The 21,473-nt window shown below is 50.5% G+C and carries 18 protein-coding genes and 3 tRNA genes; 4 read left to right on the forward strand and 17 right to left on the reverse strand.

The genetic code is table 11. The annotated features are described in order from the left end of the window. Positions 1–18 precede the first annotated feature (18 nt). The 15 genes from deoC to AB1I67_RS20925 form a co-directional block, all read right to left on the reverse strand. A complete protein-coding gene (deoC, locus tag AB1I67_RS20855; RefSeq protein WP_367032168.1) occupies positions 19–708 on the reverse strand; it encodes a deoxyribose-phosphate aldolase in 690 nt (229 codons plus the stop codon). Between the two features lie 24 nt (positions 709–732). After that, on the reverse strand, positions 733–2,253 hold the full coding sequence (locus AB1I67_RS20860) for an FGGY-family carbohydrate kinase (protein ID WP_367032170.1): 1,521 nt from the start codon (positions 2,251–2,253) through the stop codon (positions 733–735). A gap of 29 nt (positions 2,254–2,282) precedes the next feature. After that, positions 2,283–3,269: an aldo/keto reductase gene (locus AB1I67_RS20865; RefSeq protein ID WP_367032171.1), complete on the reverse strand. Its 987-nt coding sequence runs from the start codon at positions 3,267–3,269 to the stop codon at positions 2,283–2,285. Positions 3,270–3,368: 99 nt separating this feature from the next. Further along, entirely contained in the window at positions 3,369–4,385 is a 1,017-nt protein-coding gene (locus AB1I67_RS20870) for a LacI family DNA-binding transcriptional regulator (RefSeq protein WP_367032172.1), read from the reverse strand. Positions 4,386–4,476: 91 nt separating this feature from the next. Next, positions 4,477–5,343, reverse strand: a complete 867-nt coding sequence (locus AB1I67_RS20875) for an RDD family protein (RefSeq protein ID WP_367032173.1) — start codon at positions 5,341–5,343, stop codon at positions 4,477–4,479. Between the two features lie 617 nt (positions 5,344–5,960). Next, positions 5,961–6,185, reverse strand: coding sequence for a helix-turn-helix transcriptional regulator (locus AB1I67_RS20880; protein WP_367032174.1), 225 nt, complete (start codon positions 6,183–6,185; stop codon positions 5,961–5,963). 419 nt (positions 6,186–6,604) lie between these two features. Further along, positions 6,605–6,677, reverse strand: a tRNA-Gln gene (locus tag AB1I67_RS20885). A gap of 59 nt (positions 6,678–6,736) precedes the next feature. Continuing rightward, a tRNA-Lys gene (locus tag AB1I67_RS20890) sits at positions 6,737–6,808 on the reverse strand. Between the two features lie 4 nt (positions 6,809–6,812). After that, positions 6,813–6,885: transfer RNA gene (locus tag AB1I67_RS20895), tRNA-Lys, on the reverse strand. Between the two features lie 170 nt (positions 6,886–7,055). Next, positions 7,056–7,193, reverse strand: a complete 138-nt coding sequence (locus AB1I67_RS20900) for a hypothetical protein (protein ID WP_367032175.1) — start codon at positions 7,191–7,193, stop codon at positions 7,056–7,058. Between the two features lie 146 nt (positions 7,194–7,339). After that, positions 7,340–8,554: an amidohydrolase family protein gene (locus AB1I67_RS20905; protein WP_367032176.1), complete on the reverse strand. Its 1,215-nt coding sequence runs from the start codon at positions 8,552–8,554 to the stop codon at positions 7,340–7,342. 19 nt (positions 8,555–8,573) lie between these two features. Next, positions 8,574–10,475, reverse strand: a complete 1,902-nt coding sequence (locus tag AB1I67_RS20910) for a TRAP transporter fused permease subunit (protein WP_367032177.1) — start codon at positions 10,473–10,475, stop codon at positions 8,574–8,576. 44 nt (positions 10,476–10,519) lie between these two features. Further along, the gene (locus AB1I67_RS20915) at positions 10,520–11,605 is read right to left on the reverse strand and encodes a TAXI family TRAP transporter solute-binding subunit (RefSeq protein ID WP_367032179.1); all 1,086 of its coding nucleotides are present in this window, start codon (positions 11,603–11,605) and stop codon (positions 10,520–10,522) included. A 149-nt stretch (positions 11,606–11,754) separates the two neighbouring features. Continuing rightward, the gene (gene larA, locus AB1I67_RS20920; protein WP_367032180.1) at positions 11,755–13,020 is read right to left on the reverse strand and encodes a nickel-dependent lactate racemase; all 1,266 of its coding nucleotides are present in this window, start codon (positions 13,018–13,020) and stop codon (positions 11,755–11,757) included. Next, positions 12,944–14,425, reverse strand: a complete 1,482-nt coding sequence (locus tag AB1I67_RS20925; protein WP_367032181.1) for an MmgE/PrpD family protein — start codon at positions 14,423–14,425, stop codon at positions 12,944–12,946. The genes larA and AB1I67_RS20925 overlap by 77 nt, the downstream gene beginning before the upstream one ends. A 218-nt stretch (positions 14,426–14,643) precedes the next feature. On the opposite strand from AB1I67_RS20925, the gene AB1I67_RS20930 reads away from it, so the two are divergent. From AB1I67_RS20930 to AB1I67_RS20945, 4 genes are all read left to right on the forward strand, one after another. Next, positions 14,644–15,525 (forward strand): LysR family transcriptional regulator, encoded by an 882-nt coding sequence (locus AB1I67_RS20930; protein WP_367032183.1) that lies wholly within the window; start codon positions 14,644–14,646, stop codon positions 15,523–15,525. Positions 15,526–15,564: 39 nt separating this feature from the next. Further along, on the forward strand, positions 15,565–16,470 hold the full coding sequence (locus tag AB1I67_RS20935; RefSeq protein WP_367032185.1) for a GNAT family N-acetyltransferase: 906 nt from the start codon (positions 15,565–15,567) through the stop codon (positions 16,468–16,470). An 89-nt stretch (positions 16,471–16,559) separates the two neighbouring features. Continuing rightward, positions 16,560–17,132, forward strand: coding sequence for an N-acetyltransferase (locus tag AB1I67_RS20940; protein ID WP_367032187.1), 573 nt, complete (start codon positions 16,560–16,562; stop codon positions 17,130–17,132). A 59-nt stretch (positions 17,133–17,191) separates the two neighbouring features. Further along, entirely contained in the window at positions 17,192–17,785 is a 594-nt protein-coding gene (locus AB1I67_RS20945) for a sugar O-acetyltransferase (RefSeq protein ID WP_367032188.1), read from the forward strand. Positions 17,786–17,844: 59 nt separating this feature from the next. On the opposite strand, the gene AB1I67_RS20950 is transcribed toward AB1I67_RS20945, so the two are convergent. Both AB1I67_RS20950 and AB1I67_RS20955 read right to left on the reverse strand, forming a co-directional pair. Continuing rightward, a complete protein-coding gene (locus AB1I67_RS20950) occupies positions 17,845–20,118 on the reverse strand; it encodes a hydratase (RefSeq protein WP_367032189.1) in 2,274 nt (757 codons plus the stop codon). A gap of 22 nt (positions 20,119–20,140) precedes the next feature. Then, entirely contained in the window at positions 20,141–21,265 is a 1,125-nt protein-coding gene (locus AB1I67_RS20955; RefSeq protein WP_367032190.1) for a PrpF domain-containing protein, read from the reverse strand. Between the last annotated feature and the right edge of the window lie 208 nt (positions 21,266–21,473).

Genomic DNA, 21,473 nt, shown 5'->3' on the forward strand with positions numbered 1-21,473 from the left:
TGAAACAGCGTGACGGCCCTATGCCTGCATCGCCTTAAAGCCTTCCACGATCTTCACCCCGGCGCTGGTCCCGATCCGGTCCGCGCCCGCCTCAATCATGGCGAGTGCGGTCTCGGCATCGCGGATTCCGCCTGCCGCCTTGATCTTTATGGCGTCTCCCACGCAGGTCTTCATCAGCCTTACATCCTCCACAGTCGCCCCTCCGGTTCCAAATCCCGTCGAGGTCTTTATAAAGGTCGGTTTCACTCTCAGTGCGATCTCGCAGAGCTTCTTTTTCTCGTCATCGGTCAGATAGCAGTTCTCAAAGATCACCTTGCTGGTGATCCCTTTTTCATTGCACGCCTCCACGATCCGGCGCATCTCATCTTCCACATAGTCCCAGTTGCCGCTCTTTAATTCTACCAGGTTCACCACGTAATCCACTTCCCCGGCGCCCTTCTCTATGACGTCGCGGGTTTCAAAGACCTTGGTTTCCACGGTGCACTGTCCAAGGGGGAAGCTGACTGCTGCATCACAGAGCACTCCTGTCCCTTCCAGTACCTTTTTGCAGAACGGTACCGGCGCATTGTTGATGGCGACGGTCTTAAAATGATACTGTGCCGCCGTCTCACAGTGCTGCCGCAGATCCTCCAGGGTAACGAACGGTTTTAACAGTGTCTGGTCGATCATTCCTGCCAGGACCTCCGGCGTCAGATTTGCAATATCCATACTATTTTCCTCTCCTTCTATTTTTTATTTCCACTGGGCCAGGTTGTCATAGGTTTTTTGGAGGCCCATGTAGCATTCATCAAAATACTGTTTCCATTCTCGATATCTTACATAGTTATACATGTCCGGCTCTATGACGTCGTCCACTTTCACAAACTGGTCAATCGCCGTAAAATCCCTTAAGACTCCCGCGCCAACCCCGGCGCAGACCGCGGCTCCCATAGAGGTCGCTTCATCCAGCCAGTTCAGGCGTTTTGCCCTCACTCCATAGATATCTGCAAGCATGTGGCGGATCGGGTCGCCTTTTGCCAGGCCGCCGATCACGTTTAATTCCGTGATCTCTTTATCTCCTCTAAATACATCCAGAATGATGCAGAGGTTCATGAGGATCCCTTCCACCGTCGCCCGCAGCATGTCTCCTCTGGTGTGCTCCATCTTAAGCCCTACAAATGCGCCTCTGGCGTTGGTATTCCAGCGCGGGCTTCTCTCTCCCAGAATATAGGGCAGGTACAAAAGCCCGTTGGCTCCGAGAGGAGACGCCGCCACTTCCTGGTTCATCAGCTCATAAACGCTGACGCCCAGCTTTGCCGCCTGTTCCTCCAGATCCTTGCAGAGAACCTTCCTTATAAACTGATAGGAATTCCCTGCCGCCTGCATCGTCCCGTTGGGAGAATACATCCCGGGAACCATATGCGCCCAGTTATAAGTCCGCAGCTGGGGGTCAAAAACCGGCTTGGCGCTGGTCATCGCCACCCAGGATGAGGAACCGAGATAGTTGAAGGTGTCCCCCTCCCTCACGCTGCCTGCGCCCACCGCTGCACATACCCCGTCTCCGCCGCCCATGATCACCGGCGTCCCCGGAGCCAGGCCGCAGATCCCAGCCATGGTTTCCGTGATCTCTCCTGCCACATGGGTGGATGGGCAGAGCCTGGGAAGCTTATCCTGGTCAATGCCTGCGATATCCAGGATCCGGCCGGACCACTCCAAACGGTTTAGATCCAGGCAGTTGGCTCCCGATGCATCGGTATACTCCGTCAAGAATTCTCCCGTCAGCCGGCAGATGATGTAGTCCTTTGGCTGCAGCATCTTATATGTATTCCGAAAAACCTCCGGCTCGTTGTCGCGTATCCACATCAGCTTCTCAATACTGTAGGATGCGCTGATCTTATGGCCAACGATCCTGTAAAATTCCTGTTCATCTATCCTTTCCCGGATATGCTTCTCCTGCTCCTGGCTCCTCTGATCCGCCCAGATGATCGCCGGACGAAGAGGTTTTCCCTCTCTGTCAACCACGACGCAGCCCATCATCTGTCCGCTGAAGGCCATCCCCGCCACCTGCTTTTTATCAAGCCCTTCTAAAAGCCTCCGGTTATTCTCACAGACCGCCTTCCACCAGTCCTCCGGGTCCTGCTCCGACCAGGTGCTGTTGAAAAAATGAGTATCATAGGTATAGGTAACGCTCCGTACCAGTTCGCCGTCCGCCGTGAACAGCGTAGCCTTATCCCCGGAGGTACCCAGATCATGGGCGATTAAGTAATTTGCCATGTGTTTCTCCTTCCTGCCTGACCTGGTGTTCAGCCCATGTTCTCAAAGGGCTCCAGGATCTTATTGATCTCGCACAGTTCTTCCTCTGTCAGATCCCAGCTGGTACAGTGGATATTCTTCTCAAGCTGCCCCACGGACGATGCGCCGCCGATGATGGAAGTCACTTCCTCTTTCTGCCGCAGCCAGTTAAGTGCCACTTCGTTCATCGGATGGCCCGCCTCGTCGGCAAATGCCTTCAGCTTCCTTGCCCCGTCCTGATAGACCTTAAACGCCTCCCCGGTCAGCTTCGGATTCTCGTTGCGGATATCCCGCTTGGAAAAATCGATGCCATCCAGGAATTTACCTGCTAAAAGTCCCTGGAACAGAGGGCTGTAGGGCAGGAACGCCTGCCCGTATTTCTTCACGTTAGGCAGCACTTCCTTCTCCGTCAAGTATTCTAACGGGATCCCGTGGTAGGAGGTGGGGTTTCGTTCCAGCATGTTGTATAAGGACTGCTGGCAGTCCACCGAAATATATTCCATCATGGTCTCCACATCCTTCTGTGAGAAATTGCTCAGGCCCACGTAGCGGATCTTTCCGGCCTTTTTCATGATGTTAAGCGCCTCCGCCGTCTCCTCTAAAGGTACGTTGGGATCCGGCCAGTGCATCTGATAGATGTCCACATGGTCCGTCTGCAGGCGGATCAGACTCGCGTCGATCTCCTTTAGCAGGCTTTCCTTTGACAGGTTGTTCTGGGTCTCATGCTTCTCATTCCACAAAAGCCCGCCCTTTGAAGCGATCAGTACTTTATTTCTTAAACCATCTGTCTTCAGCGCCTTTCCAAGAATCGTCTCTGACACGCCCCACCCGTAAACCGGAGCCACATCAAAGAAATTGATCCCCATGTCAATCGCCGCATGGATAATGCTGATGGAGTTCTTCTCCTCTGAGGAATCCCAGTCGCCGCCCATGTTCCAGCAGCCGATGCCTATGGATGAAATCTCCTCCTCAATCCTCGATACCTTCTTGTAGATCATTGTTTTCCCCTCTTTTCTATAGATTTGTTAATTTTGTAAATATTGTTTATTTCATCCTTTGATGTGTAACCGGTTACACATGCAATATAGAGCAACGCTCTATTGTTTCTTCTCAGACCCCCTAAGTCCTACCTTATACGGTATCATGCTGATGGTCCTGGTCCGGTCCGGGCTGTCCATCCGCTCCTGAAGCAGGCGCACTGCCGTCCGCCCCATCTCATAGTTGTCACGGTAGACACAGCTCATGGCGATCCCAAGAATATCCACGGTCTCGATCCGGTCGTTGCCGATCATGGCAATATCCCTGCCAATCTGCATCCCGCACTCATTGACTGCTTTCAAAAAACCAAGAGACGTGCGGTTGTTGCTGGTATAGACCGCATCCGGCAGATCCCCTCTGGTCAGCAGCTCCATGGAAAGCTCGTACGCCTTTTCCATCAGGAAATCTCCATACAGGATATCCTTCTTCTGGACAGTCAGCCCACAGTCTTCCGCGCCCCGGCAGAAACCGGCAAGACGGTCCCTGCCGATCTTTAAGTCCATATCCCCGGTGATAGTTGCGAGCCTGCGGTTCCCCGCCTTATAAAGCTCCACCGCCGCCGCATAGGAACTCTCATAGTTTTCATATAAAACCGCATCCCACGGCATATTGGTAAAATCACGGTCCACGATAACAATCGGAACTCCCAGGGTCTTCAGCTGTTCTAAGACCAGACGCCCCTCCCGGGTCTCCGGATAATCTACGGACGGTCCCAGGATGATCCCGCGGACCCGCAGATGCTGGAGTGCACGGATAGCCCGCTCCTCCTTCTCAAGGCTGTTCTGGGTATCGAAAAGCACCAGGGAAAGGTTTAAATCATCTGCAACCTCCGTGATCCCATGAACAATATCTCCGTAAAAGATGTTGTCAATCTCCGGTACCACCACGCCTACTGTGGAGGTCTCCTGCCTGGATAAATTTACTGCAGAAGCCGACGGGAGATAGTTGTACTCTCTCACAATATCTTCCACTTTCCTGCGCGCTTCCGCACTCACATAGCCGCTGTTATTGATCACGCGGGATACCGTAGCCTTGGATACTCCCGCTAATTCCGCCACTTCTTTAATCGTAATCATAGATTTTCTCACATTCTGTAACCGGTTTCACTTCTTATAATCCTATAGTATCTACATTTCTCACATTTGTCAAGCTGTTTTTACGCATTTTTTATCTATTTTGTATAATTCCTGATTTTTCATCACAATGCAGCTCAACCAGCAGTTGATCTGAAACTGTTTTCAGATAGACTGTGATCTTATATACCCCGTCTGATGAATCTTTCTTCAGAATCAGGACATTTTCCTGATATGCCTCTTCATCCGGAAAGCGGACAAAGCCTTCCTTGTCAGACAGGTATCCGGCATACTGTTCGGCAAGATCGCCGCCCTCTCTTTCTAAATCATACTGATATTTCAGTTTCACCGAATCTGTGGTGCTTGAACTGGAATATGAAGCCAGCCGATATCTGCCCAGAACAGAAGTGAGCGAAGCGACCTTCTCAGTCTTCAAGGAATAATGTGGCTGCAGAGCCATCCGCTGTAATATCAGTGTCAGACATACGATCAATATTGCCATGAAAGCCACTGCTGCCACACCAATTCTGGCAATCGTCTTCCATCCAGAATTTCTTCGTTCCCCAGTCTCTGCTTCACTCTCATACGCAATCCCAAGCCTTCGGTCATATGGCATTTTCCCGCCGCAGCACACGTACACGATCAGTCCAAGCGGCCAGAACGCTGCAAACAACCATTTTAAAAATGTGTGTGCCAAAGCCCAGCCCAAACGACCGGCTCCTTCTTTGGGATTTCGCACCGGTCGCATTCCCAGGAGCCGCTTGCCAATCGTCATCCCCTCGAAAAAATAATCTGCTGCTACAAAATAGCTCATCCACAACACCCATATAAACGGAAGTCCGGGCATCAGCGGGCTTCTATTGTGAGCCGCAGGGGAAATAAAGATGAATGGAATCGCAGCAAAGACCAGAACAAAACTCAAGATCGCATGATCAATAAGGAATGCAAAAATTCGTTTCATAGCTCCTCCATTATCATTCTTTTGTCTATTATATTGACGTCTGCCGCTGTAAAATCTCCTGTATGGCTTTGTTCAACACATTTTTATTATATAGCCGTGGCTTTGAAAAGTAAATAAGCTGGAAATTCGCATTTTAGAAGCATTTTAGAAAATGTATTCTTGCATAATCAATTTACTCGTGGCACAATATAGGAATGAATAAATAAATGCTATTTTTTTAAGAACCGCACCTGTATTTCGGAAACGAAACCAGAAGTATGAAAGGATTCCTATGCTGGAAAGAATCGTTAACAGACTGAGGATTTTATTTTCTATTGAGTTTATTTTAACACTGGCAGTCATCTCATTGCTTTTTAAAATCCCAGCAATAAACAGTTGGATTTCTCCACCGTTTACCATTGATACTACAAAGGAAATCGAGAGTATTATATACCAAGTAGAAATACATAAAACGATAGAAGGCATACGATCTTCTATGATTATTCTGATTTCAATGATCATAGTGTACAGTGTTGGTGAAATCATACGGAGAAAGCGGAAATACAAATCCCTTTTTCAAGCTTGGACATCAAAAAAGAAAAACACATAAAGGATTGATTCCGCCTATCTCCCAACCGCTAATGATACACAATCAAGTCATTCATTGAAACATCAAATAAAACACTTAACGCAAGAAAATTGTCCAGCGTAGGAAGCGACTCGCCCTTTAGCCACTTGTAAATTGCATTTGTTGTAGAAAGACCAAAATACTCTCTCAAGTATGCCACGCTTAGTCCTCTTTCCTTCCGGAACATATTAATCCGCTCACCGGTTGCCGCCGGATCGATCACAGGGTAATTCATCTCCAAATCCTCCAAGTAAGAAAGAATCACGCTCGCGGGATTCTCCGCCTGCGGCGGGTCGCTTTGGCGACATAATTCCCTACCGCTGCAATGCGATCCTCGCGGAGCGTTTTTTATTTCATAGTACGCACTTTCCTATGAAATAAAAAAATCCACCTGCCGTATGGCTGATGGACGGAGAATCTGGGATATTCTAAGGTTAAACCGGACTCCATTTTTCGTCATACCATAACGGCAACAAAACAAAACGCTGTTTATAAGCGTGTTTTTCCTGCTGCTTCTGGTATTTTTGAGAATCCATTCTTAACATCTTTTTGTCTCCCTCTCTTAATATTTATCTGTATCATACTACACTCCCTGCTTTTGTGCAAGGGATTCCCCGCTTGAGTTTCCTCCGGGAATAATCCACATTCCCGTAACTGCGGATAAAGGATTCGAACCTTTGACCTGCCGGGTCAGAACCGGCCGCGCTGCCAGCTGCGCCAATCCGCAAAAATAATCCAGAGGGGAGCTGGACTCCCTCCTTATCTGTTTGGCTATGAAACCTCAAATACAGGTGGCAGGACTCGAACCTGCGATATACCGGTTAAAAGCCGGTTGCCATACCACTTGGCTACACCTGCATACTGCGCATACCGGGCCTCGAACCCGGGACCTGCCGGTTAAGAGCCGGCTGCTCTTCCAACTGAGCTATATGCACAAAGAATCCCGCGAGCGGGATTCTCCGCCTGCGGCGGGTCGCTTCAGCGACATCATTCTACTCCGACGCAGCGCGATCCCGCCCGGAGGGCTTTTTTGTATAACAGGGCGAACTTTCCTGTTACACAAAAAAACCGCCTATCCATTACGAATAAGCGGCGAGACTGAAGATCAGTCAGTATAACCAGGAGGCGCAAATGACTTCCATCCTGTTCCACTCACCCATAATGGCATCACAAATATGCGCTGTTTTTTAGCACATTTTTTCTGCTGTTTCTGGCTGGATACATAATTCATCATGGCAGTCATGGCGTTTCTCCTTTCGCTTAATCTTTATGTGCTGATTATAACAGTCCGACGGTTTGTTGTAAATCTACTGGTAGTAGACAAAAAAAGAGCAGATCCTCAAACAGATCCACTCTTTTTCTATACCGGGATACTCCTCACTTACCTCATCAAAAATCAATCTGCCTGAACACCGGTACCCCATCCCGTATGGTCATCTGGGTTCTGATCAACTGGTTTCCTTTAAACAGGACTCCATGGGAATCGTTGAACTCCATATCCTTCCCAACCAGCTTTAAAACAGCAATATCAGCAGCAGCCCCCGGCTCCAGGGTTCCGATCTCATGGGCCATCCCCAGCTTTTGGGCCGGATTGCGGGTAACGATCCGGATCAATTCTTCCAGCCCGATGCCCATATTCAGAAACTTTGACATCACCATCCCCATAGAATAGAGTGGCGCCCGGTACATCGTTTTCAGCGAGATGTCCGATGTAATAAAATCAGGAAGGAATCCCTGGTCAAGAGCCGCTAAGGCCACCCGGTTTGAAAACTGGTTCCCTCCATGGGCGGCGTCAAACAATACGCCCCGCGCCCGTGCATCCAGCACTTCCGGAAGGATTTTTCCCTGTCCGTCCAGTATGGTCTTTCCTTTCCCGTGAAACACGTGACAGAACACATCCCCTTCCCGGAGAAGCTCCAGGGTCTCACGCACTTCCCCCGGAGAATCCGTCACATGCACTACAATATATGCCCCAAGCTCGTCTGCGATCTTTCTCAGCAGGCGCAGCGGCTCTAAGCCAAATTCTCTTGAGATATTGCGGGTCTGCCTCAGCTTCAGCGCCTGGATATTGTCCCGGTATTTCTGATAATAATACCTTATCTTCTCTGCGTCCACAGAAGACGGATCGATATTCTCCTGGTAGCTGACCGTCCCCAGTCCCAGAGAACACAGGTTTAAATCACTGAAAATACGAACCTTACTGGCGGCGATCACACTGTTTAAAAACAGCGGATAATTCGCCACCCCTGCGCTCCCTCCATCTACCGCCGTCGTCACGCCGTTTGGAAAACAGGTGGAATCAACATAGACTCCCCGTTCCGTTCCGTCCGTGTAGAGATGAGCATGAAAATCAATGATTCCCGGAGTTACATAACAGCCCTCCGCATCGATCACCTCTTCTCCTGAAAGCTCTGATCCCATTACTTCGGATCCCATCATTCCGGATCCCATCAGCCCCGTTCCGCTCAATCCAGATCCCGGATTTTGCGCATATTCAACAGCTGCGATCCTTCCGCGTTTTATGCCAATCGTCCCCTTCTGCGCAGTCCCGGAGGCCGGATCGATCAGAATGCCATTTTTAATCACGATATCAAACATTGCCATATTCATAAATCTCCCTTTCTCATTCATTTACCGCCAATTCCTTCTTTGACTTCAGATAAAGGAACACAAAGCAGCCCACGATCACACAGTAAGAAGGCAGATTCAAAAATGTAAACGGCGCAAAAATGCAGAGTGCAGAAGCAATCATAAGGGCGCGCATCCAGGCATGGATCCGTATCTTAAACCAGCCTCCGCCGACAGCTACCGCAATGGTAATGATCGTAAAGACGCTTCTCATGCAGGCAGTCAGGATATCGCCCGTGCTCCCCTGAAGAAGCACTCCCGGATACCACACAAATAAAAATGGCAGGATATAAGCCGCAATCCCGATACGGCTGGCTGTAGCCGCTGTTTTGATCGGATCGGATTTGGCAATGCCCGCTGCTACAAAGGCCGTAAGCGCCACCGGCGGCGTGATATTGGACACGATCGCAAAGTAAAACGAGAAGAAATGCGCCGCATACATATTGACACCTGCCGCGATCAGCGACGGAGCAACCATCGTCGCCACGATAATATAGCAGGCGACGGTAGGCAGCGCCATTCCCATGATCATGGATGCAAACGCCGCCATGATCAGCATAATGATCAAATGACCGCCGGACACCAGCATCATCATACTGGTCATCTTGATCGCCAGGCCGGAGCGGTCTACCACGCTTAAGATGATCCCTGCACAGGCGCAGGAGATCGCGATACTGGATGCTTTGCGGGTGCAGTCCACGAGATATGCCGCCAGTTCTTTCCAGTCCAGCTTCTTTTTCCTGACTGCACAGTTGATGAGTTCGCTGGCTGCCATCACTACCGTTGCCCAGAAACCTGCCGCCCCCGGCCCATATCCGAAAAATACCAGAAGAATGACCAGGACCGCCACCGAGATCATCAGATGCCAGTGCTCCCTCAGTACCGGTTTCAGTTCCGGAATCTCTTCTCTTGGAAGTCCCGTCAGATTCCGTTTCTGAGCCTCAATATCCACTGCCAGGAAGATTGCAAAATAATACAGGATCGCCGCAGGAAATGCACACAGCACCAGTTTTCCATAGCTGATTCCCAGATACTCCGCCATAATAAACGCTGAGGCGCCCATGATCGGAGGCATGATCTGCCCGCCTACACTGGCAGTCGCTTCCACAGCTCCGGCAAAATGCCCCTCGTATCCGTACTTTTTCATCATGGGGATCGTAAAGGCGCCTGTGGTGGCTGCATTGGCCGGGCCCGCGCCGGACAGCATGCCAAACAGGGCTGAGGCCAGTACCGAAACCTTGGCGATGCCGCCCCGGAACATGCCGAGGGCCTTCATGGCGAGTCCCATCAGCAGGCTGTCGCCGCCCAGTCCTACCATGATCCCGCCATACATCATCAGGGGAAAGATCTCACTTGCGCTGACCTGCAGGGAGGACCCGAAGATCCCCTCATTGGTCAGGTATACCGTGCTCAGCATCCTCTTAAGCGTGATCCCGTTGTGTGACAGGATTCCCGGAAGATACGGCCCCAGAAATGCATATGCCAGAAATACCAGCGCAACGATGACCATCGCCATGCCGATCGCCTGTTTTGTCATATAAAGCACCGCAGTCACAGCGAAGACGGCAAATATCATATCAAAGGTTGAGATGTTGGCTGTCATCTTGGCCGAGATGAATCCGCCCGTCGCCAGGATCCGGATATTAAATGCCAGCGCCATCAGAAGCATCACACTTAATAACACATCATGGCGCGTGAGCTTTTCACTGTCGCTTTTGGCAATGGCCGCACAGCACACCACACTCATGGCAAGTCCCAAGTGCACCGCTGTCTGCATGAATCCGGTCAGCGGCAGGGTTGCCGTCGTATATTCATGAAAGAGGACCATGCCAAAAGCAAATATCATCAACAGGATTCTGGCGGCTTTCCTAAAGCGTAAAACACCATTCTTATCCACGTAATCTTCTCCCTCCACTCTCCATCTGGCCCAGACACCAGTTCCTAGTTAATTCCCAGCTCCTGGAAATACCGCACTGCGCCCGGATGCAGATTGAACGCCGTATCTTTTACAGAGTTTTCTGCTGTGCAGACAGAGGCTCCCGGAGCCGCCGCGATCAGCTTGTCGTACTGCTCGAATAACGTCCTGGCCAGCCAGTAAACAAATTCTTCGTCCGTATCGGTCCTCACAAGCAGCTCTCCATACTGGGAAACCGACTGATAGCTTTCCGTCACTCCGCAATCCGGCACTACGTCCGGATCCACCTCGCAGATTTTGTAATACGGATACTCCTCTGCAAACTTTGCCAGGAAATCCGGATCCAGCTGCAGGATCCTGCAGTCAGAGGTTGCCGTCATCTGGGCAATGGCGCTTGCCGGCAGGCTGATAAAGGCAAATACAGCGTCCAGTTTTCCTTCCGCGAAGGCTTCGCTGGCATCTCCCTGAGACAGATACTCGCACTTAAAATCTTTTTCGCTGTAGCCCGCCGCTTTTAAAAGAGCCTGGTTAAACAGACACTGTCCGGAACCGGCAGCTCCCAGGTTGATCTTCTTCCCGACCAGGTCATCGATGCTCTGATGCGAGCTGTCCGCGTTCACCACGATCACAGATACCAGCTGGTTGAATACGCCGATGGAGCTGATATCCGCAGATTCTGTGGGAAGCTCCTCCATAACAAACACGTAATCAGGCGCGCCCGCCATGGCCATGATCGTCTCATTGTTGACTAACGCGGCAATATTGTCTGAGGTATTGGCGGCAGAAGCGCTGACTGTAACCCCGTTCATCCCGCTTGTAAAAAGCTCTGACATCGCCGTTCCGATCGTATAGTAGCTTCCGCCCATGGAGCCGGTGGGCATGGTAATGTTGTAATTGAACTCCGGCATCTGCTCCGAACCGGAACCTGCTCCTGCTGCTCCGCCAGAGCTTTTCGAATCCGTTTCAGCCGTTTTTCCCTCCTCAGACTTTGCTATCTCCGCCTGAACAGCCTCTGTCTTTGCCGCTTCCGCTCCCTGGCCCGCCTGCTGTCCACAGGCACTAAGTCCCATTGCCAATACGATACCTGCTGCCAATAAACTCATTTTTTTCATAAATGTTACCCCTTTCTCCTTTTGTTCCGGCAGTCATCTCACCCCCGCAAAATGCTACCAGATATGGTTGCCCACCTATACTATAGAATCTTTTAACAACCTTGTAAAATGGTCTTTTTTTATCTTGATCCATAAGACTTATTTATATTTTATTTTGGAAATGCCGGAATCAGGTTCACCGCCCGAGGAAGCACGATAATGCTCTGGTTTCCGGACTCATCCACGACCCGGTCCACTGCAGTCTGCAGATCCGGCGCCCAGGAGAGCATCATTTTTTCCAATTTTTCCGGATCCAGACGGTCGCTGACCACGATGACCTCTCCCTTCAGCATGGCCCGTGCGAACATAAACGCCTTGTTATTCCCGCCCTGGAATCCAACCTTACGAAAACGGTCGATCACCTCCTGCGGCCCGTCTGCCTCCTCCAGCCATTCTTCCAAAAGCTTCCCTCCGATCCCGTCCTCTGCTCTGGCGCAGAGAATGAATACTGCCCCTTCCTTTCTCGCAAACAGCTCCGCTGCGGAGATGGCCTTCTGGGACTGGTAAAGATTGCAGTCGCGCGGCGCTCCTCCCGGGCTGGTGATCACAATATCAGCAGGCTCCGGGACCTCTACGGAATTAAACCGGCGGCAGATCTCCATTCCTTTTTGATGGGCTTCTTCCATATCTCCAGCCACGCAGCCCACGTTTTGTTTGTGGGCGTCCTGGACCACATTGACGATAAACCCCACTTTTACGAATTTGGCCGCCTCAAGAGCGGTCTCATGGAATGGATTGCCCTCAGCGATCCCCATGGACGGCTCGTAAGGCCGGACCGGCAGAGAGTGGTGGATCCGCAGCGTCTCCATTCCGGCCACACCCGGGACAATGCTTTTTCTGCCGCCGCTGAATCCTGCTGTATGATGCGGTGCGATCAGTCCTGTTGCTATAACAAAATCCGCCTCTGCCACCTGCCTGTTGATCCACAGCGGCATTCCCGTTTTCGTTTCTCCCAGATAGACGTGGGAACCATCCCGGCAGTCGTGGATATGGACCGCTAGGGTACCATAAAAAACAGTTCCCATAATAGTCTTCAGTTCTTCTTCCTCAGGTGCACGGTGAGTTCCCGTAGCAATCACGACCAGCACATGGTCATCCGGCACGCCTGCCGTCTTAAGCCGTTTCATGATCTCCTCAAGGATCTCTCCATTGGGTCCCGGCCTGGTCTGATCGTTCATGATTATGGCGATCCGGTCCTGCGGTCCGACCAGCTGTTCCAATCCCGGCGTCCCGACCGGATGGTCAAGCGCCTCCCGGATCATCTCCTCCACCGGTCCCGCAGCCGGACTGACTGCCGCGTCAATGATCCTGACGCTGTGGTCCCCTCTGATCTCGGCTTCCTGGCTTCCATCTCCATATGGTACTGATATCCGCATGTTTTTTCTCCTTTCCTCCCGGTATCTGTGCCGCCTCTAAAACCTCCCCCAGTTGATCCAAAAGCATTTCCGCCTGGTCTCCGTACACCGGTCTCAGCGCAGCAAGCGCCTTATCTGTTTTCTGCTTTTGTGACGGCGGCATTTCCGGACTGCCGGAGGCGTCCGCGATCTCACGGCTATAGACGCTGCCGTCCTTCATCCGCAGCACCATTTTGCAGCCCCAGTGCTGTGGATACTTTTCCGTGAAATCTTCATCCGTGATCACCCTCACCTTATGCAGAAGATCCTGTATACGTCTGTCACTAATGACCTCTTCTGTAAAATACTCCTCCGTCACGCTCCCATAAAGCAATGCGCAGGCCACGGTAAATGGTGTGGAAAATTTTGCATCCACCACATTTTTCGGTTCTCTGCTCCCCTCGCTCATGCCGCACTGCTGGTTGCCGATGAGATAAGTAAAGACATCGATCTCGCCGACCGTATCCAGATCCGGCATACTTTCTTTTCCCAGACCGGCTCCCCCGCAAACGCCCGGTTCTTCTCTCAGGGCAAGGGCGGCGTCAATGGCGCAATGGGTACTTCTGCAGCATGGATACGGTTTTTTATCCATGTGGCAGATCTCCCAGCTTTCTCCCAGCTTCCAGTCCACCCAGGACAGCTCCGGTTCATCCGACATGGCGGCCAGCAGGCCTCCGTCTTTTGCCTCCAGTATATACCGGGAGCCGGTCATGCCCGCCTGGGCAAGCAGCGCCGCCTCTGTTCCATTTGCCGCAGCCCTTCCCGGATGCAGGATCTTGCAGTTGGCCCCGTCAGCCAGAAACGCCCAGACTCCAAAGGACTGGGTTCCCGCCAGGCCAAGGGCCGCCGCCATCTGATCCGCCGACAGCCCCAGCAGCTTTCCGCAGGCTGCCGCCGCTCCAAAAGTACCTGCGGTGGATGTGGCATGCCAGCCCTTTTTCCTGTGGGCGGATACGCCAAACGCCATGCCGATCCTCGCTGTCACCTCATACCCGCATATGACTGCCAGCAGAAGGTCCTCCGGTCCCTTTTGCAGATATTCCGCCATCCCCCATGCCGCCGGTATGACCACTGCCCCGATATGTGTCTTGGATCTGGTGTGTACGTCGTCCAGCTCCATCGAATGGGCCGCCATTCCATTCAGCAGGACCGCCTGAGATAATATGGCGGTCTCACCGGTCCCCCAAACCGATACCGCCTGTTCACATCCCCCGGTCTCCAGGGTGAGGACTTCCGCCACATCCCGGAGCAGGCCGCGTTTCCACGCCCCTGCTGCAACCGGAACCGTATCCAGAATACAGTCCGCAGCCGTGCATTTTACCTTATCCGGAACATCCTCCAGCTTCAACCGGACGATGAATTCCGCCAGACCAGTCAATTCATTCATTTTTTGTTCCCCCTCCTTTTCCTTTATTTTAGCAACATTGGATTTCTTTGTATAATCGTATGTTTTTATGATTTAGCATAACTTTTTTTTATCGTTTTTGTCATAATCAATATCTTTTTATAGCTTTTTGTGATAAACTTAAGATACTTACATTTCCTGATCCTACCTCGCTAAACAGGTTATAGACGGGTTGTAAACGAATTAAAAAAGGAGCCTCCATGAACTTAAAAGACGCGCAGATCATCCTGTCCCTGAATGAGACAAAGAACATTACCAAAACGGCTGAACGCCTTTTCATCACACAGCCGGCCCTCAGCAAGAGGATCCAGAATCTGGAGCATGACCTGGGAGCCCCGGTGCTGCTGCGGCACCAGAAGGGCATTGTTTTTACCCCTTTGGGCGAAAAAGTCATCGAATATGCCCGGGTCATCATAAGCGGTATGAACGAGCTTCAGGAGTTTGCAGACGTAAGCTTAAACCAGGTCTCCGGCACGCTGGAGGCCGGGATCGCCGTCAACTATGCCCGCTACTGCCTTCCTGCCATGCTCCAGAAATACGTGGCAGACTTCCCCTCCGTTTCAGTCAATATCACCACCGGATTCAGCCAGCGCCTCTACCAGATGCTAAGCTCCGAGGAACTGTCCCTCGCTGTCGTCCGCGGCGATTACCCCTGGTATGAGGGAAAAGTCCTTCTGGCTGAGGAACCGCTCTGCGTCGTCTACCACCGGGACATCCGCTGGGATGAACTGTCCGCGCTCCCTTATATCAACCGCCACACGGACCCGTCCCTGACCACCAGCATCCAGCGCTATCTCGCCGAGCAGGAGCTGATACAGACCAAAAAGAATATTCACATTGACGATATGGACATCTGCCTTGACATGGCTAAGAACGGGTTTGGATGGACGATCCTTCCAAGTATTGTACTAAAGGACGCGGACTGCAATATAAAGCCCATGTATTTAAAAGACGGTACTCCCATCACCCGGACCACCTTTTTATTGTACCGCAACGCCTACAAAAACCTGCCCCAGGCAGGCCTGTTCATCCAGTACCTGACCGATCTGGTCCCAGAGCATATACGGCCGGGGAACCGATAGGATGCGCTTTTCGTTAAATCCAGAATTACGGAGGAAGCTATGGAGCTTATTTTTGATTATATGGAAAATGCCGCATTGCGGCATAAGTTAAACACTTTGACACAGAAGATCTACGGGTTTGATTTTGAAAATTGGATGGCCGGTGGGTATTTTGAAGGAGATTATATTCCATATTCATTTATGGAAGATGGAAAAATCCTGGCAAATGTTTCGGCAAACAGGATGCATTTTATTCAAAACGGCGTCCCTAAGTATTACATACAGCTTGGAACCGTTATGACAGATGAACCATTCCGGAAAAAAGGGCTTGCAGAAAAGCTGATCAAACATGTATTAAAAGAATATGAAACCAAGTGCGATGGAATCTACCTGTTCAGCAATCCGGACGCCCTGGGCTTCTATCGGAAAACAGGCTTTAAGGAAAGCTGTCAATATCAATACAAATTGAAACAGGAATGGTCAGGCAGCGTGAATCGCAGTGCCGGATTTAAAAAAACGGATGGTCAGGACGAACAGGTCAGGCGGAAATATATGGATGCTGTAAAAAACTGTGCTGTAAATTCAGCTTTAGAACACGTCAACAAATTTGGACTACAGATGTTTTACACTGCTGATCTGCAAAATGTATATTACGCAGACGACCTGGACTGTTTTGCCGTTATGGAGCAGGAGGGAGATACGCTGATCCTCCAAAGTATTATAAGTAAACAGCAGATTTCACTGGAAGCTGTCATTTCGCATATTGATGCCAAGTATACTTCCCTGATCCCAGGTTTCCCGCCTGCTTCCAGGGACCTTCCTATGTTTGAAGCGTCTGTCTATGATGACAGAGAGGATACCCGCCTGTTCTATCGTGGAAAGGATTTAGAAAGTATTGAGAGAGAAAAGCTCTCTTTCCCCTGTTGTCACACGCATAAAAAAATAACAGGCTTTATTTTTGTCTGAAGGGAGTATTTTACATGAATGAGTCTATCAATGCTTTGAAGCAGAAAGATTTAGGAAAAAGAAAGCAGACCTGACAGAGGAGACGAACTATGGAAAATGTTTATGAAAATTATACTGAATATGAGAATGCCGACTATATTTTGAGGCTGGTCAGCCAGAAGGATAAATTGGATTTACTAAAAGTTTATTCAGACAAAAAGGCGGTACCTTTTTTCAACAGTGATAATTGTGGTGGGGATGATTTCTACTATACAACGGAAAGCAGAATGGCGCAGGCTATTGATTATTGGCTCTTTGAGTACAATAGGGCGGGATTTGTGCGGTGGACTATCATATCAAAAGAAACAGAGGAAGCAATCGGAACAATCGAGCTTTTTCACAGAGATTCTGATGATTATTTTACAAATTGCGGTTTACTCAGGCTGGACATCCGGAGTGACTATGAAATCTCGGATGAGATTATAAAAATATTAGAATTGATCATCAAACCTGCATACATCCTGTTTCTTTGTGATAAAATTGCCACAAAAGCAATCGCCTCAGCGACAGAACGGATCAGGGCATTGAAACAGTTAGGATTTGAACTCACGGAGGAAAAACTAACAGGACATGATGGGACAAAATACGATTCGTATTTTGTTTTGGAGCAGCAGGTGACGTAAGCGGCAGCTCAGAAAAAAGATAATTATGTTTCAAGCAGGATGTATATTGGAGGCAAATTATGACGGAAAGAGAAAAAATGTTGGCAGGGCAACTTTATGATTGTGGGGATGCTGAATTACTAACTCAATGGCATAAAGCAAAAGATTTAGCAAGGGATTATAATCAAACAGACTCTGCTGACGCCCCCAAAAAAGAAAGAATTTTAAATGAAATGTTAGGGGGAAAAGGGACTAATCTTTGGATTACTGCACCATTTTTCGTTGATTATGGTAATAATATTTATTTTGGCAACAATTGCGAAGTAAATATGAATTGTACATTTCTAGATGACAATATCATTCGTATTGGAGATAATGCTTTAATTGCTCCAAATGTACAGATATATACCGCATATCACCCTACAAATGCACTTGAACGCTTTGGTGCTCCTAAGGACGACGGTTCATTTGAGTTTTGTAAAACTCAAACGGCACCAGTTATAATAGGAGATAATGTTTGGATTGGCGGGGGTGCTATCATTATGCCAGGCGTTACGATCGGAAACAATGTTGTAATTGGGGCAGGAAGTATTGTTACAAAAGATATTCCGGACAATACCATTGCATATGGTAATCCCTGCCGGGTAGTAAGAGAAAACACCCCTAAAGAATAAGCCCCCGAAGAGCCAGCGGACTATACACATTCAGTACTATCCGCTGGCCGCAAAGCTCCCTATCTCTTCTCCTGCTTATAAAAATTGATCAGACTACCCGCCAGCAGCACCTGCTTCTCCGCCTCTGTGACGTCTTTAAGCTCCAATTCCATATGCCGCGTGCTTCCATCACGACCGATCACAACTGCATCCACCATCTGCGCACCTTCTGCCACTGCCCTGCGGATGCCCGGCAGGTACAGATACTCGCCCGGCTCTAAATCCACCTCCGCCACCGGGTACGTAAATGGTAAGATCCCCCAGTTCACACAGTTACTGCGGTAACGTTTGGTGGCATACTCGATGCAGATATTGGCGAGGCCGCCCAGCACCTTCTGGCAGCTTGCCGCATACTCCCTGGCAGAACCGTCGCCGGGACGTTTTGCGTAGAGGACGGAGCCGATCCCGGTGGTCTTCATCAGTTCTTCCACCGGTGCATCCACGCCTGCTGCTTTCAGAATCTGATAAAATTCACCGGTTGTCTCCCTGTCTCCGGCACGCCGCGCTTTCTCATAATCCTGGGCTGCTTTTGCATTCCCCACATAATCCGGGTCCTTCCTTATCAGGGTATACTCGGAAATCTTGTATGGGTTCGACCGGTAGGACGCCGTTTCCCCGGAGGGGATCAGCTCGTCGGTGGTCGTCACCTCATCACGTATCACGCTCGCCACCTTTAAGAGCAGGTTGTCGGTCAGCTCTGCCATCTCCGGCCAGTCCTTGATAGATGGGCCATATACCAGCTCAGTCTCCGGCTTTGCATGTCCAAAACCATTGTAGACTATATTATCATAGATTTTTTCATTAAAATGATATTCCGGAACTGCAAACTTCACCGGACAGTCCTCGGCAGAGGTCAGGTAACCGCCGTTAAATGCCGTCGCCGCGATCGACTTGGAGTCCATCAGCGCAACGGAAGCGATCTGTCCGGTTGCCGGGTTGGAGCCCTCCCGGTTCGGGAAGTTCCTGGTGCTGTGCCGGATACAGAAGTCATTGTTTCCCGGTGCGTCGGAGGCGCCGAAGCACGGCCCGCAAAATGCTGTTTTTACACGTACTCCAAAGGTCATCAGGTCATTCAGTACGCCGACACGGTTCAGCTCATGCATGATCGGCTGGGACGCCGGATAGATGTTGAGGGGGAAGGTGCCCAGGCCATGATCATAGTATTTTGCGATCTGGTCCACTGCATAGATATTCTCAAAAGAGCCTGCCGCGCATCCTGCGATTGCCGCCTGGTCCACCTTGATCCGGCCGTCATGGATCTTGGAGCGCAAATCCAGATGAATGTCTCTGTTGTTTTCAAATACTTTCTTTGCCTCTTCTTCCACCATGGCAAGGTATTTTTCCGGTTCTGCGATCACATCGGCCAGCGGATACGCATTGCTTGGATGGAATGGCAGAGCGATCATCGGAACGATGGTGTCCAGATTGATCTCCACAACGCCGTCATAGAGCGCAGTCTTTCCCGGCTCCATCCGCCGAAAGTCCTGGGGACGCTTGTGAACCGCAAAATACTCTTTTGTCCGGTCATCGGTCTGCCAGAGGGAGGACAGGCAGGCGGACTCGGTAGTCATGGTGTCGATCCCATTCCGAAAATCCATGGAAAGTCCCGCCACTCCAGGCCCCACAAACTCCAGGACCTTGTTCTTTACAAAGTTGTTCTTAAATACATTCCCGATCAGGCTTAAGGCGACATCCATCGGGCCGACCCACGGCTTCGGAGCACCCGTCAGGAATACGGCGATCACCTCCGGGTAATCGAGCTCGTAGTACTTGCCCAGCATAGCTTTCGCCAGCTCCGGCCCTCCCTCGCCGATCGAAAGGGACCCCTGGGTCCCATAACGGGTATGAGAATCGGAGACGATGGACATATCGCCGGATTTTACGATCATCTCCCTCATATACTGGTGGATGACAGCCTCATGGGGCGGGACGAATATACCGCCGGATTTTCTGCAGGCCGATTCCGCATATTTGTGCACATCCGTATTGATCGTACCTCCCACAGCGCACAGGCAGTTATGGCAGTTGGTAAATACGCACGGCATCGGAAATTCTTTCAGCCCGCTGGCATAAGCAGTCTGCAGGATTCCGACGTATGTATTGTCGTAGACGCCCATGGAATCAAACTGGATCTGTAAATGCTCCATGCTGCCGGAGTGATTGTGTTTCTCCAGCACCTGATACGTTATAGTCTGTTTTGCCGCACTCTCCGGGTCAATATCTACGGCCTCATGTTTCCCGGCGATCCGGCTGTTATCCAGAATAAAATGTTTTCCTTTATGAAGTGTTACCATGTTTTCTTTTCCTCCCTGTCTGTCAGTCTCTCACATACACCCAGCCGTCCATGATCCTTCTGGCGGTTCTGGTCACGCCGCCCTTTAAGACCCGCTCGCCGTCCATTTTCACATCCACCTCCGTCACGCCGCTGGAATGTCCGATCCGTATCATATCCTGGTCCGCAGCCGGTTTCGCTATATCATTCACGATCGTTCCCGGTATCCGCGCTGCTGCGCCGGTCCCCACAGCCACCGTCATCGGGTATGCCTTGTGGAGCGCTCCTACGGAAATGGCCCGGCAGCAGAGATCCATACTCCCGGCCTCCACCTGGTTCTTGTCCATGTCGGTATAATCCTGTGGCTCGGAGATAATGGAAACCTTCGGCGCTGAGGTGGATTTCGTCCTGGCATCCTCCCAATTTTCCACAAAGCCGCATTTTACGGCTGCCATGCAGCGGATCCGCTCAATATGTTCCATCACTGTTTTATTATTGTTCAGCTCCACCAGCTCAGTCCCCCTGATCCCCAGATCCTTTGCCCGGATAAATACCATCGGATTGGAGCAGTCCAGCACTGTGACCTCGATACTGCCATACCCCGGCACATCAAACATATCTTTTTTATTCCCGGTGGGGAACAGTTTTCCAGTTTTAGAGCCTGCCGGGTCCTCAAAATACATATCGATCCTGGAGCCTGTCCCCGGAACGCCTTTGATGGCCTCATCTCCGTGAACCATGGCTTTCCCGTCTTTTACGCGCACATGCTCCTCGATGATCTTGTTGGTATTGGTGTTGAGCACACGCACCACCGTCACCGGCTCCACCGCTTTTACCAGTCCTTCATCAATGGCAAACGGCCCCACAGCCGAGGATATGTTGCCGCAGTTGGCGCTTCCATCCACCCGCGGGATCACAATATCCACCTGGCGAAAGGTATAGTTCACGTCCACATCCTCGCGGTCCGACGGGGATATGACCGCAATCTTACTGGTGGAAGAAACGGTTCCCCCCATCCCGTCAATCTGCTTCACATCTGGCGTCCCCATAACCTTCATAAAGATCTCATCCCAGGTGTTTTTATCCTCCGGGAGATCCTTTTCATGGAAAAACACGGCCTTGCTGGTACCGCCCCTCATGTAGACACAGGGATATTTTTGCATGTACATCTTCATTTCCTCCTAAGACCTGCTGATTGTTTGTTGAGTTTACTATAGCGCATTGAGATCCATAATGTAAAATGGTATAATTTTATCATTGTCAATAATATTTTGGAATGTTTATTGAACTGATAAATTTTGCAGAACATCAGGAAAGCCGCGGCAAAATGCGGAAACACAAAGCAAACCCAAGATAAAAAGCGCTTGACTTGGAGCG

The organism is Clostridium sp. AN503, assembly GCF_040719375.1.
Lineage (GTDB): Bacteria > Bacillota > Clostridia > Lachnospirales > Lachnospiraceae > Brotaphodocola.